The 13,238-nt window shown below is 66.3% G+C and carries 16 protein-coding genes; 7 read left to right on the forward strand and 9 right to left on the reverse strand.

Going from position 1 to position 13,238, the window contains the following annotated elements; translation table 11 throughout:
- Positions 1-88: 88 nt before the first annotated feature.
- Genes ABIC32_RS01605 through ABIC32_RS01615 form a run of 3 tightly spaced genes read right to left on the reverse strand, consistent with a single transcriptional unit; the run spans position 89 to position 2,064 of the window.
- The gene (locus ABIC32_RS01605) at positions 89-1,114 is read right to left on the reverse strand and encodes an alpha/beta fold hydrolase (protein WP_354071862.1); all 1,026 of its coding nucleotides are present in this window, start codon (positions 1,112-1,114) and stop codon (positions 89-91) included.
- A gap of 16 nt (positions 1,115-1,130) precedes the next feature.
- Positions 1,131-1,772, reverse strand: coding sequence for a uracil-DNA glycosylase family protein (locus ABIC32_RS01610; protein ID WP_354071864.1), 642 nt, complete (start codon positions 1,770-1,772; stop codon positions 1,131-1,133).
- Positions 1,762-2,064 (reverse strand): DUF3253 domain-containing protein, encoded by a 303-nt coding sequence (locus ABIC32_RS01615; protein ID WP_354071866.1) that lies wholly within the window; start codon positions 2,062-2,064, stop codon positions 1,762-1,764. The genes ABIC32_RS01610 and ABIC32_RS01615 overlap by 11 nt, the downstream gene beginning before the upstream one ends.
- Before the next feature lie 47 nt (positions 2,065-2,111).
- Between ABIC32_RS01615 and ABIC32_RS01620 the strand changes: the two genes are divergently transcribed.
- Positions 2,112-2,543, forward strand: coding sequence for a PaaI family thioesterase (locus ABIC32_RS01620; RefSeq protein ID WP_354071868.1), 432 nt, complete (start codon positions 2,112-2,114; stop codon positions 2,541-2,543).
- 7 nt (positions 2,544-2,550) lie between these two features.
- On the opposite strand, the gene ABIC32_RS01625 is transcribed toward ABIC32_RS01620, so the two are convergent.
- Both ABIC32_RS01625 and ABIC32_RS01630 read right to left on the reverse strand, forming a co-directional pair.
- Positions 2,551-3,822 (reverse strand): NupC/NupG family nucleoside CNT transporter, encoded by a 1,272-nt coding sequence (locus tag ABIC32_RS01625; RefSeq protein WP_354071870.1) that lies wholly within the window; start codon positions 3,820-3,822, stop codon positions 2,551-2,553.
- Positions 3,823-3,955: 133 nt separating this feature from the next.
- Positions 3,956-4,834, reverse strand: a complete 879-nt coding sequence (locus ABIC32_RS01630) for a branched-chain amino acid aminotransferase (RefSeq protein WP_045810405.1) — start codon at positions 4,832-4,834, stop codon at positions 3,956-3,958.
- 88 nt (positions 4,835-4,922) lie between these two features.
- Here ABIC32_RS01630 and ABIC32_RS01635 point away from each other — a divergent pair, with 88 nt between their 5' ends.
- From ABIC32_RS01635 to ABIC32_RS01645, 3 genes are all read left to right on the forward strand, one after another.
- Positions 4,923-5,654 (forward strand): response regulator, encoded by a 732-nt coding sequence (locus ABIC32_RS01635; protein ID WP_369814635.1) that lies wholly within the window; start codon positions 4,923-4,925, stop codon positions 5,652-5,654.
- A 4-nt stretch (positions 5,655-5,658) separates the two neighbouring features.
- Positions 5,659-7,026 carry a sensor histidine kinase gene (locus ABIC32_RS01640; RefSeq protein WP_354071873.1) on the forward strand — a complete coding sequence of 456 codons (1,368 nt, stop codon included), beginning with the start codon at positions 5,659-5,661 and terminating at the stop codon, positions 7,024-7,026.
- 85 nt (positions 7,027-7,111) lie between these two features.
- Positions 7,112-7,588 (forward strand): hypothetical protein, encoded by a 477-nt coding sequence (locus ABIC32_RS01645; protein ID WP_354071875.1) that lies wholly within the window; start codon positions 7,112-7,114, stop codon positions 7,586-7,588.
- Here the strand turns inward: ABIC32_RS01645 and ABIC32_RS01650 are convergent.
- The 3 genes from ABIC32_RS01650 to ABIC32_RS01660 form a co-directional block, all read right to left on the reverse strand.
- Positions 7,585-8,373 carry a pyrroline-5-carboxylate reductase family protein gene (locus ABIC32_RS01650; RefSeq protein ID WP_354071877.1) on the reverse strand — a complete coding sequence of 263 codons (789 nt, stop codon included), beginning with the start codon at positions 8,371-8,373 and terminating at the stop codon, positions 7,585-7,587. The genes ABIC32_RS01645 and ABIC32_RS01650 overlap by 4 nt on opposite strands.
- A 17-nt stretch (positions 8,374-8,390) precedes the next feature.
- Positions 8,391-8,894, reverse strand: a complete 504-nt coding sequence (locus ABIC32_RS01655; RefSeq protein ID WP_017504503.1) for a type III secretion system chaperone family protein — start codon at positions 8,892-8,894, stop codon at positions 8,391-8,393.
- Positions 8,895-8,967: 73 nt separating this feature from the next.
- Positions 8,968-9,255 (reverse strand): accessory factor UbiK family protein, encoded by a 288-nt coding sequence (locus ABIC32_RS01660; RefSeq protein WP_017504504.1) that lies wholly within the window; start codon positions 9,253-9,255, stop codon positions 8,968-8,970.
- Between the two features lie 173 nt (positions 9,256-9,428).
- Here ABIC32_RS01660 and lgt point away from each other — a divergent pair, with 173 nt between their 5' ends.
- From lgt to pgeF, 3 genes are read left to right on the forward strand one after another with little or no spacing between them, the layout of a single operon-like run.
- On the forward strand, positions 9,429-10,304 hold the full coding sequence (lgt, locus tag ABIC32_RS01665; RefSeq protein ID WP_039246902.1) for a prolipoprotein diacylglyceryl transferase: 876 nt from the start codon (positions 9,429-9,431) through the stop codon (positions 10,302-10,304).
- Positions 10,301-11,386, forward strand: a complete 1,086-nt coding sequence (locus ABIC32_RS01670; RefSeq protein ID WP_354071880.1) for a class I SAM-dependent methyltransferase — start codon at positions 10,301-10,303, stop codon at positions 11,384-11,386. The genes lgt and ABIC32_RS01670 overlap by 4 nt, the downstream gene beginning before the upstream one ends.
- 13 nt (positions 11,387-11,399) lie before the next feature.
- The gene (pgeF, locus tag ABIC32_RS01675; protein ID WP_354071882.1) at positions 11,400-12,170 is read left to right on the forward strand and encodes a peptidoglycan editing factor PgeF; all 771 of its coding nucleotides are present in this window, start codon (positions 11,400-11,402) and stop codon (positions 12,168-12,170) included.
- On the opposite strand, the gene lpxC is transcribed toward pgeF, so the two are convergent.
- Positions 12,167-13,066: a UDP-3-O-acyl-N-acetylglucosamine deacetylase gene (lpxC, locus tag ABIC32_RS01680; protein ID WP_354071884.1), complete on the reverse strand. Its 900-nt coding sequence runs from the start codon at positions 13,064-13,066 to the stop codon at positions 12,167-12,169. The two genes, pgeF and lpxC, sit on opposite strands and share 4 nt — an antisense overlap.
- Positions 13,067-13,238: the final 172 nt, after the last annotated feature.

The raw sequence follows: 13,238 nt of genomic DNA on the forward strand, positions 1-13,238 counted from the left end.
GCGTCCCCGCCCCCTACTCGCGGGAGACACGAACGCCCCGCTAGGCAGAAAATGCCGCCTGGATGGTAAACGTCGCGTTAAGACCCGCCTAAGGGCGCGCCCTGCCCGCCTGAAGCTGCGGCAAAACCGCCGGCGCACCGGACGGCAGAGGGGCTTTCGGGTCTCTCAACCACGAGACGACGTCGCGATAGACGATCTCGGCGTCCAGATCGCGGTTCAGCAGATGCCAGCCGTTCGGATACCAGGCGGTCCGCAGCGTTCCGCCCTCCCGCTCGGCCCGCTCAAGCGCCGCCTTCATCGGCCCCTTCTTCACCACCTCGTCGTGGGCGCCGTACATCAGGATGGCGTCGCCCCGAATGCTGCCCAGGCTGCGCGATGAGGCCTCCATCCGGTCGACCAGCCCATAGACGGTGTCGAACCGCGTCGCGAGGATGCTCATCGGATCGCGCCCGTTGCGGATCAGCTCCAACGTATTCGAAGAGGCGTGGATGTCGCGCGTGATGAACTCCGGCGGCTCCAGCGCCACGTCGCCCAGCGCCCGCGCCGCAATGTTCAGCGCCGTGCTGTTCAACGGTCCTTGCGTCGACCAACCCCACACGCCGGGGGCAAGCAGCACGATCCGGTCCGCATCCGGCGGATTGTCGGAGCCGAAAGCCGCCGCCGTCACCGACCCGCCCATGCTCTCGCCCACCACGGCGATGACGGCATGGGGATAGCGGGCGCGCGCCATCGCGGTGATCTCGCGCAGATCATCCGTCATCCGCTGCTGCCCGGCCCATTCGCCCCGCCCCGGCGCCCCGCCGAAGCCACGCTGGTCGTAGGACCAGGTCTCGATCCCCTGCTCGGCCCACCAGGGTCCGGCCAAGCGGAAGCTGGCGTCGTGATCGTTCATGCCGTGAAGGGCCACGATCACCGCCCAAGGCGCCCCATCCTTTGGCCCCCAGTGCAGATACGGCAGGCGCGCGCCGTCCGACATGACCAGCGCCCGATCCTCGACATGGGCGCCGACAAAGCCCGGCGGCGGCGTCAACGGCGGCTGAATGTGGGGTGCGGCGCAGGCCGACAGAATGAGCGCGGCGGTCAGCGGCATAAGTCTGGAGGCGATCAAGGCCATGTGTCCCAAGCAGCGCTCATGATACCACCGGCGAGTCCTTCTCGCTGGAGCGAATGGCCGCCGGATTTGCAGAAGTCAGAATGCGCTGAACCCGTTCCCGGAGATAGGGAAGCACCTCCGCCTCGAACCACGGATTCTTCTTCAGCCAGGCCGTATTGCGCCACGACGGATGCGGCAGCACCAGCAGATCCGGTGCATACTCCCGCCACGCCTGCACCGTCTCGGTCATGGTCCGCTTGGCCCTGTCGCCCAGCGCCCACGCCTGGGCATAGCCGCCGACCAGCAGGGTCAGTTCCATCTGTGGCAGGGCGTCCAGCAACTGTGGTCGCCACAGTTCCGCACAGCGTGTCGGCGGTGGATAGTCGCCGCCTTTCGGCGCGGTGCCTGGATAGCAGAAGGCCTGGGCCGCCACCCCGATGCGCGGGTCGGCGTAGAAGGTCTCATAGTCCACGCCCATCCAATCACGAAGACGATCGCCCGAGGGATCCGTGAACGGCAGGCCGCTCTCGTGGACGCGTCGTCCCGGCGCCTGGCCGCAGATCAGCAGCCGCGTTTCGGGAAAGACCCGCACCACCGGGCGCGGCGTGTGCGGCAGGACGCCCGCGCAGGCGCGGCAGGCGCGGATGTCGCTCAGGATCTCGTCGAGATCAGTCGTCATCGCCCTCGACGACCGGCGGACGGCGGCTCAACGCCAGGGCCGTTTCTTCCTTGGTCGCCTGACGAAGGCGCGTGACGCCGCGGAAGTTATCCGGATCGACCGCCTTGCCCTTCTTCGTGATGGTCAGCTTGCCCTGGCGCATCAGGCCCAAAGCGGTCGCGCGAACCTTGGGCAGCATGCGCTGCCACTGCTCGGGCTGTAGCTCTTTGGCCACTTCCGCCGGCTCAATGCTCTTGCCGGGCTCAAGCGCGGCAATTTTGTTCAGGATTGCGGTTTCGATCGGGTCGCTCATTGCGCCTATATGCTGCAACGCACGCCCATAAGTAAGGCCGAGTCTGCATGCCCAAGAAAATCACCATCACCGAGGGCGAGTTCGCCGGCTGGCAGACCTACGATCTGCACGACACATTCGACACGGTGGTCGGCCCCTTCTTCGGCAAGCCGGATCCCGACGGGCACATGCGCTGCGCCTTCCGCGCCGAGCAGAAGCACATGAATGCAGGCGGGCGGATGCACGGCGGCTGCCTGATGACCTTTGCCGACATCGCCATGTTCCAGATCGCCTATCAGGAGATGGAGGGGGCCTCGGGCGTCACGGTCCAGCTGGACTCCACCTTCATCGACGGGGGCTATGTCGGCGAACTGATCGAGGCCACAGGCCAGGTGACCAAGGCGGGCAAGAGCCTGATCTTCGTGCGAGGTCAGATCAATACCGGCGAGCGTCTGCTGATGACCTTCTCCGGCGTCATCCGCAAATTCACGCCGCGCTGAGCGTGTTCTAGCCGAAGACGACGCTGGGCATCGCGCCGACGATGGCCGCGGTCATCAAGGTGGCCAGGAAACCGGCGAACAGACCCTTCCAGACCATGCCCAGCACCTCTTCGCGGCGTTCGGGCATCAGGACCGACAGGCCGGTGACGGTGATGCCGACCGAGCCGATATTGGCGAAGCCGCACAGGGCGTAGGTCATCAGCATGCGCGTGCGCTCGGTCATGTCTGCGGCCGGCACCTTGCCCAGGTCGATGAAGGCGACGAACTCGGTCAGGGTCAGTTTGACGCCCAGCAGCCAGCCGGCGACGTCGGCGTCCTTCCACTCTACCCCGGTCAGCCAAGCGACCGGCGCGAAGATCCATCCCAGCATCCGCTCAACGGTCAGGGGCGCATCGAACATGACGAACCCGCCCAGCATGACGTTGACCAGCGCGACCAAGGCCACGAACACGATCAGTACGGCCGAGATATTCAGCACGACCATCAGGCCGTCGGACGTGCCCTTCACGATGGCGTCGATGGCGCTGTCGTATTTCAGGGCCGAATCATAGTCGGCGACTGCGCCGCCCATACCTTCTTTCTCGGGGATGATGATCCGCGCCAGCAGCACGCCGGCCGGCGCCGACACGATCGAAGCCACCAGCACGTGCCCCGCCGCATTGGGCAGCACCGGCGACAGGATGGTCGCATAGGCCACCATGGTCGAACCGGCGACTGTCGCCAGGCCCACCACCATCATCAGGAAGATTTCGGACCGCGTCAGCTTGTCCAGATAGGCGCGGATCACGATCGGGCTTTCGATCATGCCCAGGAAGATGTTGGCCGCGACCGCCAGGGCCGATGCGCCGCCCAGACCCATCGTCTTCTGAAACAGGAAGCCGAAGCCCAGGGTGATCCACTTCAGAATCTTCCAGTGCCACAGCAGGGCCGACAGGGCGGAAATCACCAGGATCAGCGGCAGAACCTGGAAGGCGAATGTGAAAAGCGCGCCTTGGTTGGACACTGCATAGGGTTGGTCCCCGCCGGCCAGATAGCCGAAGACGAACTTGGTCCCCTCGGTCGTGGCGACCGCAAGACCGTCCACCGCGCCCGTCACCGCAGCCAGCACCGCCTGCGAGCCCGGAATGGCGAACAGGGCCAGCACCAGCCCGGCCTGCACCAGGATCGCGCCGATGGTCAGCCGCCAGGGGAAGGCCTTGCGGTTCTCCGAGATCGCCCAGCAGACCGCAACGATGACGACCAGACCCAGAAGGCTCTGGAGGTTCAGGAGGCTGAACATGGAAAACGATCCCCGCACCCGGCGCGCCTGCCGGTCTGTATTCGCTTCAAGGACAAAGTGACGCGGCTGGCAAGAGAAACGAAAAAGGGCGGCCCCTTAACGGACCGCCCTCCTCCTGTCGTCGCGCCTCGGCTTACAGTTGGCCGCGCACCAGCTTGCCGTAGTGATCCATCAGATCCAGCGACAGGGCGCCGGGGGTGAAGCGGTATTCGCCCACCTCGGCGACCGGGGTCACCTCGACCGCCGTGCCGGTCAGGAAGCATTCGGTGAAGTCCGAAAGCTCTTCCGGCTTGATCTCGCGCACCACGACCTCGATGCCCTTCTCGCGGGCGATCTCGATCACCGTCTGGCGGGTGATGCCGTCCAGGATGTGCTCGACGTTCGGCGTATGGATGACGCCGTCCTTGACGAAGAAGACGTTGGCGCCGGTCGCCTCGGCGACATAACCGCGCCAGTCCAGCATTAGGGCGTCGGCGAAACCGCGACGCTCTGCGGCGTTCTTCGACATGGTGCAGATCATATACAGACCCGCCGCCTTGGCCGTCGTCGGGGCCGTCGCCGGATCGGGACGACGCCACTTGGACCATTCCAGACGCAGGCCGCGCGCCTTGACCTCCGGGTCGAAATAGCTGGGCCAGTCCCACACGGCGATGGCCAGGTGGACCTTGTTGTTCAGGGCCGAAACGCTGGTCTGTTCCGGGCCCAGGTAGGCGACGGGACGCACATAGCAGTCCGTCAGACCGTTCTTGGCGCAGGTTTCCTTACAGAAGGCGTCGATTTCAGCGACGCTGTAGGGTATCTCGAAATCGAGCAGGTTGGCGGACCGCTTCAGGCGCTCGGAATGTTGCGTCAGCTTGAATATTTCGCCGCCGTACATACGCTCACCCTCAAAGACCGACGAGCCGTAGTGAAGGGCATGGGTCAGAACGTGCGTTTTCGCTTCCCTCCAGGGGACGAAATCGCCATTCACCCAGATGAAGCCGTCACGATCGTCGAAAGGAACGAAGGCCATTGAAATACGTCTCCCGCGAAACTGACGGTCTTAGAGCCGCACGAATCGCTCAGGTCAACGCCGCAAGCGGGGGAAACGTCGCATGAGCATGACGGAATCGCGTTCGCATGGCCGCTCAGGCCCCATCGCCGGCCCCGGCGTCGGCCGCCATCTGCTGATTGTCGACGACGACGATCGCATCCGCGAACTGCTGAAGGAATTCCTGGCGCGCGAAGGCTATCGCGTGACGGGCGCCGCGCACGCGGCCGCCGCCAAGCGGATGATGGAGCTGATCGAGTTCGACCTGGTCGTGCTGGACGTCATGATGCCGGGCGAAAGCGGCCTGGACCTGACCAGTTGGGTCCGCAACAAAGCCGAACTGTCCAAAACGCCGGTCCTGCTGCTGACCGCGCGCGGCGATCCTGAAGACCGTATCGAAGGTCTTTCGCGCGGCGCCGACGACTATATGTCCAAGCCGTTCGAACCGCGCGAACTGGTGCTCCGCATCGACGCCATCCTGCGTCGCACCGGCGGCAAGCCGATCGGTCCGAAGGAGATCAAGCTGGGCACCGCCGTCTTCGACATGGAACGGCTGGAGTTGAGCCGTGACGGCGCGCCCCAGCGCCTGACCGAAGCCGAGGCGCAGTTGCTCAAGACCCTGGCGCTTCATGCCCATGCTCCGGTCGAGCGGATGAGCCTGTCGCCCGACACCGCCGACATCACTGGCCGCGCCGTGGACGTCCAGGTGACGCGCCTGCGCCGCAAGCTGGAGGTCGATCCCAAGAACCCGCGCTATCTCCAGACCGTGCGCGGCGTCGGCTATATGCTGGCTCCCGACTGAGCCGATGCGGCTTCTGCCCGCCTATCTGTGGCCGCGATTTCTGAAGCGGCGCCTGCCGACCTCGCTGTGGGGTCGGTCGTTGCTGATCATCGTCCTGCCGGTGCTGGTGATGCAGATGGCGGTGACCTGGGTCTTCTTCGACGCCCACTGGCAAACGGTGACCGCGCGCCTGTCCGAAGGCCTGGCCGGCGACATCGCCTGGGCCGTCGAAAGCTATGAGGACGACCCCAGCCCGGCGAACCTGGACAAGCTGGCCAATCGCGCCGAGCGATCCATGTCCCTGTCCATCGTGCTTCAGGATGGGCGCACCCTTCCGACGGAAGAACGCCGCGGCGCTATCGGCGTGGTGGACCGGGTGCTGGACAAGGCCTTGGACGCGCGTCTCGACCGCCCCTACTGGTTCGACACCACCCGCTATCCCGCCTACGTCGACATTCAGGTGCAGGAGCCGCAAGGGGTGCTGCGCATCATCGCCCCACGCGAGCGCGCGGTGGCGACCCAGGCCCATATCTTCGTCCTGTGGTTGGCGGTGGCCACCGTTCTGTTGATGGGCGTCGCCATTCTGTTCATTCGTAATCAGGTCCGCGCCATCGAGCGTCTGGCCGACGCCGCCGAGGCCTTCGGGCGTGGCGAGACCGTGCCTCGGTTCAAGCCGCACGGTGCACGCGAGGTTCGCGCCGCCGCCGTCGCCTTCATGGCCATGCGAGACCGCATCCAGCGCCACATCGATCAGCGCACCGCCCTTCTCGCCTCGGTCAGCCACGACCTGCGCACGCCCCTGACCCGTTTGCGTCTCGAACTGGCTCTGGCTCCGCCGTTCAAGCGGCAGTCCGCCATGCGGGGCGACCTGGACGAGATGGAGCATATGATCGACGAATACCTCGACTTCGCCCGTGGCGAAGCGGGCGAACCGCCCAAGCCTGTGTCGATTTCCGACCTGCTGAAGGCGGCAGGCGAGGATGCAAAACGCGCCGGCGCCGAGGTCGAGGTTGTCGTGGCTGATGGCCTGACCGCCTCCGTTCGCCCCCTCGCCTTCAAGCGCGCCCTGGTGAACCTGGCCGGCAACGCCGCCTCGCATGGCGAGAATGTGCGCCTGTCGGCCCGCGCCCTGGCGTCAGGCGGGCTGGAAATCATCGTCGAGGACGACGGACCCGGCATTCCCGAAGCCATGTACGACGAGGCCTTCCGGCCCTTCTCGCGCCTGGACGACTCTCGCAACCAGAACCGCAAGGGCGTCGGTCTGGGCCTGGCCATCGCGCGCGACGTGGCGCGCGGCCACGGGGGCGACGTCACCCTGGATCGTAGCGAACTGGGCGGATTGAAAGCGACCATCCGCATCCCCGGCGCGGTCACCGTGGCTGAATCCGCCTAAGGCTTTAAAGCTTTCGTCAGCAGGGTCTGGCGAAACAACGCTGCAAGGGTCATCTTGATGGCGACAGGGCTTGGAGATGATTTCGATGCGTAAATTCGCCTTCTTTGCACCTCTGGCCGCGACACTCGCCGTCGCCGCCATGGCTCAGGCTCAAGCGCCGACGGTGAACGTCACGGTCGGGCCGCAGCTTCAGCGCGAGGTCGAAAAGCTCGGCGACCGCGAGGTCAACGAACAGATCGCCGGCCTTCAGGCCGAGGTCGGAAAGGCCTTGGCCCAGCGTTATCCGGGCGCGACCGCCAATCTGGTCCTGGTCGACCTGAAGCCCAACCGTCCGACGTTCGAACAGGTCCGTCAGACGCCCGGCCTCGACCCGATCCGCAGCGTGTCGATCGGCGGCGCGGCCATCAAGGGTGAGATTGTGATGGCGGACGGGGCGACGCGGCCCGTGGACTATTCTTATTTCACGCCCAGCATCAACGACGTCTGGGGCTACAGCGTCTGGCGCGACGCCGACCGCGCGTTCGAGCGCTTCGGCGATCAGATCGAGCGCGGACGCTTCTAGCCCATCTCACGGTTGCGCCTGACCGCCGCCGCGACCGTCTCGTCCAGCATCGCCGTGAGGCGGCCGTCCTTCGCTATGGCGTCAAGCCCGGCGCGGGTCGAGCCGCCAGGCGAGGCGATGCGGCCTATCAGGGCTTCCAGCGCGTCGTCACCCATGGAGTCGGCTGCGGACCTCAGGGTCGCGCGCGCCAGCACATCCGCCGTCGCCGCATCCAGACCCGCCGCCTCCCCGGCCCGCGCCAGCGCTTCGGTGAAGGCGTAGAAATAGGCTGCGCCTGACCCGGCCACCGCTGTCGCCGCATCCATCAGCGCCTCGTCGGCCAGCACGACCGTCTCGGCCATCGGCTCAAACAACGCCCGCCCGATGCCCTCAGCGCGCCGGTCCGCCGACCAGACAGAGGCAACGCCGCGCCCGCGCGACACGCCGGTCGTCGGCATCACCCGCACGATGGGCCAGCCTCCTAGACCTTCGGCCAAGGTCGGCGCCGTCACGCCCGCCATGACCGACAGAATGACGGCTCGGTCATTCATGAACGGCGCCAGCGGAGCCATGACCTCGCGCCACAGCGCCGGTTTAACCGCCAGAACGATGATCGCCGCCTCGGTCAGGACCTCCAGCGGCGGATTGATCCGCGCGCCCTTGGCCCGCGCCGTCTCGGCCGCCGGCTTTTCCGAGGGGGTGAGAATGATCAGGTCGGACGCCGCCACCGTCTCGGTCAGCAGCCAGCCTTCCAGAATGGCGGACCCCAGCCGGCCGCAGCCGACCAGGACGACGGGCCCCGCCACGGATTCCGCGCTTGGCATCAGGCGGTGCCGACGGTCTCGAACAGGCAGGCGTCGATCGCCTCCTGCGGCTTCTTGTTCCCGCGCACCATGAAGTCGAAGGCGGGGTAGTAGCGATCCGAAGCCTCGATGGCCGCGTCGATCATCGACGCCGCCTGGGCCAAGGTCGGGCGCTCGCCCATCGGCAAGGCCAGCGAATGGCGGAAGACGATCTCCCCGTCCTCGGCCCAGACCTCGAAATGACCCATCCAGGTGCGCTGGTTGATCAGGCCGACCAGTTCATAGGCGGCCGTTTTGCGGCTCTTGGCCACCTTCAGATCCAGCGCGCAGCACAGCTGAAGACAGTCGCCTTCGGGACGCCAGGCGAACCACAGTTCATAGTCCTTCCAGTCGCCGGCCAGAGCAAAGGCGAGGTCGCCATCGTCGGTGCGGTCGAACGGAAGATTCTCGGCCGTGAGCACATGCTCGACGACCTCAAGCGGGTCGAAGGGCACGTCCACTTCCTCGGGCCGGGCGATGTCCATCAAGTGTCTTTCACGCTGCGTCCGCGAGAATCGCGGGCGTTAACAGAACGGTAAGCCTGTTCGCAGATTCGGCTCAACCGGCTGCGTCCCCGGGTTGAGTTCCATCTGTGGACGTTCCCTTCACGGGCTTTGCAGCCGGCTTTTGGGCGGCCTTCAGCTCTGCGATCTCAGCTCGCAGAGCCGCGATCTCGTCCTTCAGAACATCAAACTCGTCGCGACGGACCAGGTCCATTTCGGCGGCGATCCGGTCAGCCTGGGCGCGCCAGGCGGTCTTGGCCTCTTCGCCTGCGGCCTGGGCCAGGCCCATGGCGCCGGTCGTCAGCTTGGCGAACTCGTCCAGAATGGGATTGCGGGTCTGCATGGCGGCTCCGACCTCAACGTCGTTAACGAAGGTTCACCGACTATGGTGAACGAAACCTTTCTTTCTGCTGCTTCGCGGGCGCCATCAAGGCGTCGTGATGCGTCTTCACAGGCGACGACGGCGGCGACGCTTGCTAAACCGCTGTCAAAGACAGTCCCGCACAGGAACGCCCATTGCCCTTTCCCGAATTCGATCCGGTCCTGATCCACCTCGGACCGCTTCCGATCCGCTGGTACGCCCTGGCCTATGTCGCCGGCATCGTGCTGGGCTGGTGGTACGCCGCGCGCCTGGCCAAGACCCAGCGGCTATGGGCGCCCGGCAAGCCGCCTGTCACCACGACGCAACTGGACGACCTGGTGCTGTGGATCGTGCTGGGCATCATCCTGGGCGGCCGCCTCGGCTACGCCCTCTTCTACAAGCCGGCCATGTACGGCCAGCTGTTCACCGGCCAGACGCTGGGCGAGCGGTTCGAACTGTTCCAGCTGTGGACCGGCGGCATGAGCTTCCACGGCGGCTTCCTGGGCGTCTGCCTGGCCATCGTCCTCTATGCCCGGTCGCAGAAGATCGACATGCTGCGCCTCGGCGATCTGGTCGCGCCCGTCGTGCCGATCGGCCTGATGTTCGGTCGTCTGGCCAACTTCATCAACGGCGAGCTGTGGGGCCGCGAGACGACCGTCCCCTGGGCCGTGCGCTTCTGCAACGCCCGCATCGAACAGATGTACGGCTTCTGCCCCGCGGGCGATGCGCCCCGCCATCCCAGCCAGCTCTATGAGGCGGGTCTTGAGGGGATCGTCCTCTTCTCCGTCCTTTCCATTGCGATCTGGAAGTTCGGCTTGCTGAAGAAGCCCGGCTATATCACCGGCCTGTTCCTGGTCGGTTATGGCGTCTGCCGCGCGGCGCTGGAGAATGTGCGCGAGCCGGATATCGGCATGCCAGATTTCCCGTTCGGCCTGACCATGGGAATGATGCTGTCGATCCCGATGATCCTGGTCGGCGCCTGGCTGATCTGGCGCGCGTGGAAGCGTCCGCCGGCTGCCGCTGAGGCATGAGCGAGACCGAAACCCTCAAGGCCCGTCTGGCGCGCGAGATCGCTTTGACGGCTCCGATGACGGTCGCCGACTACGTGACCCGCTGCCTGCACGATCCCAAGGGCGGCTACTATGCGTCGCGTCCAGATTTGGGCGCGCGTGGCGACTTCATCACCGCCCCCCTGGTCAGCCAGATGTTCGGCGAGCTGATCGGCCTGTGGGCGGTCGAAACCTGGAACCGGCTGGGCGCGCCAGAGCGATTCCGCCTGGTCGAGGTCGGCCCCGGCGACGGCACGTTGATGAGCGACGCCTTGCGCGCCGCCCGCCTGGTCCCGGGCTTTCTTGAAGCCTGCGATCTGATCCTGATCGAACCCAGCGCCCCCTTGCGCGATCTCCAGGCCAAGGCCCTTGCTGGCGCCGACCTGTCGCCGCGGTGGGTCCGAAGCCTGACGGCGATCGAGACCGACGCCCCGGTCATCCTGATCGCCAATGAGGTGCTGGACTGCATGCCCGCCCGTCAGTTCGTCCGCACCGACGGCGGCTGGGCCGAGCGCCGCATCGGCGTCACAGACGATGGCGACCTGATCTTCGGCCTGACCGCCATTTCCGGCGGTTTTCAGAAGCCGGACTTCGAGATCGCGCCGGGCGGCATTCTGGAAATTTCGGACCAGCAGGCGGCCTTTGGCCGCGACGTCGGCCTGTTGATGAAGGCCGCCTCGGGCGCCGCTCTGCTGATCGACTATGGCCGCGCCCGCCCCGAAGCCGGCGACACGCTCCAGGCCTTGCGTCGTCACCAGAAGGTCGATCCCCTCGCAACACCAGGCGAAGCCGACCTGACCCAATGGGCCGACTTCCCCCTGGTGCTGGAAGGCGCGGTGCGAACCGGCGCCGACGTCACCGGCAGCCTGCCCCAAGGCGAGTTCCTGCGCCGGCTGGGCATCGAGGCGCGCGCCGAGGCGCTGAAAGCCGGCCGGCCCGCCGCCGCCGACGTCATTGCGCGCCAGTTGGATCGGCTGACCGGCGACGACCAGATGGGAACCCTGTTCAAGGCCGCCGCCATCTTCGCCCCCCGATCCCTGGTCGTGCCCGGCTGGGACGCCTGATATAGGTGGGGGCATGAGCGACCTGTCTCCCATCACCCACCCGCTTCTGACCGCCGCCGGCATCGCCCACGGCTTCTTCACCCGTGCGGGCGGCGTCTCGACCGGCATCTATGAAGGGTTGAACGCCGGCGTCGGCTCCAAGGACGAACCGGCCGCCGTCGCCGAAAACCGCCGGCGCGTCGCGGCCCATTTCAATGCCGACGCCAATCATCTGAACGGCTGCTACCAGATCCATTCCGCCGTGGCGCGTGTGGCCGAAGGTCCCTGGCATGGCGACCGGCCGGAAGGCGACGCCGTCGTCTCGGCCGAGCCGGGCCTGTTGTGTTCAGTCCTGACCGCCGACTGCGCGCCGATCCTGATGGCCGATCCCGAGACCCGCATCGTCGCTGCCGTCCACGGCGGCTGGAAGGGCGCCCTGGGCGGCGTCATCCACTCCGCCGTTTCCGCCATGCAGGCTCTGGGCGCCGAGCCTCGCCGGGTGGTCGCCGTCGTCGGCCCCTGCATCGCGCCCGCCAGCTATGAGGTCGGCGTCGATTTCGAAGATCGCTTCACCCACCACGATCCTGGCAGCGACCGCTTCTTCCACCCCGGAGAGTCCGACGACAAACGCCAGTTCGACCTGCCCGGCTTTGTCCTGTGGCGGCTGCAGCAGGCGGGGGTCGGCCAGGCCGTCTGGACCGGCCACGACACCTGCGCGGACGCAGAGCGGTTCTATTCGAACCGCCGCGCCTTCCAGCACGGCGAGCCGGACTTCGGTCGATTGATTGCGGTGATCGGGGCTTAGCCCGCGCGCGCCAGCTCCGGCACGCGGGTCACTTCACGCCAGGCGTGCGGGGCGGCCAACAGGGCGCGGACCAACTTATTGTTCAGGGCGTGACCGGCCTTGTAGCCTTCGTAGCGACCCAGCAGCGGCGCGCCCAGGACATACAGGTCGCCGATGGCGTCCAGCGCCTTGTGACGGACGAACTCGCGTTCCATGCGCAGGCCGCCGGGATTCAAAATCTCGTCGCCGTCGATGACTACGGCGTTCTCCAGCGAGCCGCCCCGCGCCAGGCCCGCCTTGCGCAACGCCTCGACCTCATGGGCGAAACCGAAGGTGCGGCAGGCCATGATCTCCTTGCGGAAGGTCGGTTCGTCCACGACGAAGTCGATCACTTGATTGCCGATCACGGCCGAGGGGAAGTCGATCTCGAACCGCATCTCATAGCGGTCGCACGGCAACAGGGCCGCATGCTTGTCGCCCTCGACGACATGGACCGTTTCCAGGATCTCGATATAGCGCTGCGGCGTCGGCTGCGGTCGGAAACCTGCCCGATCCAGCAGCTTCACGAACTCCAGCGCCGAACCGTCCAGGATCGGCAGCTCCGGTCCGTCTACCTCGACCACGGCGTTCGACACGCCCAGGGCGGCGAAAGCGGCCATCAGATGCTCGATCGTCGACAGGCGAACACCCGCGCCGTTCTCGATCATGGTGTTCAGGCGGGCGTCAACCACGGCCTCGCCCGACACCGGAATGCGGTTGTCGCGGTCGGTGATGTCGGTACGCACGAAGACGATGCCCGTGCCAGATGGCGCAGGCCGAACCGCCAGCCGCACCCGGCGGCCGGTGTGCACCCCGACCCCGGCGATGATGGCCGGGGCGACGATGGTGCGTTCGTGATGGTCGCTTCTGACCGACAAACCTGAACTCGCTCTTTCCTTTGCGCGCCGCACGCCGTGCGGATTGCGCCCTGGGTTTCATCTAGCGGTCATGCCGCAAGCGCGAAATCAAAGTCCGGTTTCGGATTGTTTCGGTCTGAGACACATCCGAGAACGAGAAACGCCCCGGAGGCGGGCTCCGGGGCGTTTCATC

The sequence above is a fragment of the Brevundimonas sp. 1080 genome, from assembly GCF_040545985.1.
In the GTDB taxonomy this organism is placed as follows: domain Bacteria; phylum Pseudomonadota; class Alphaproteobacteria; order Caulobacterales; family Caulobacteraceae; genus Brevundimonas.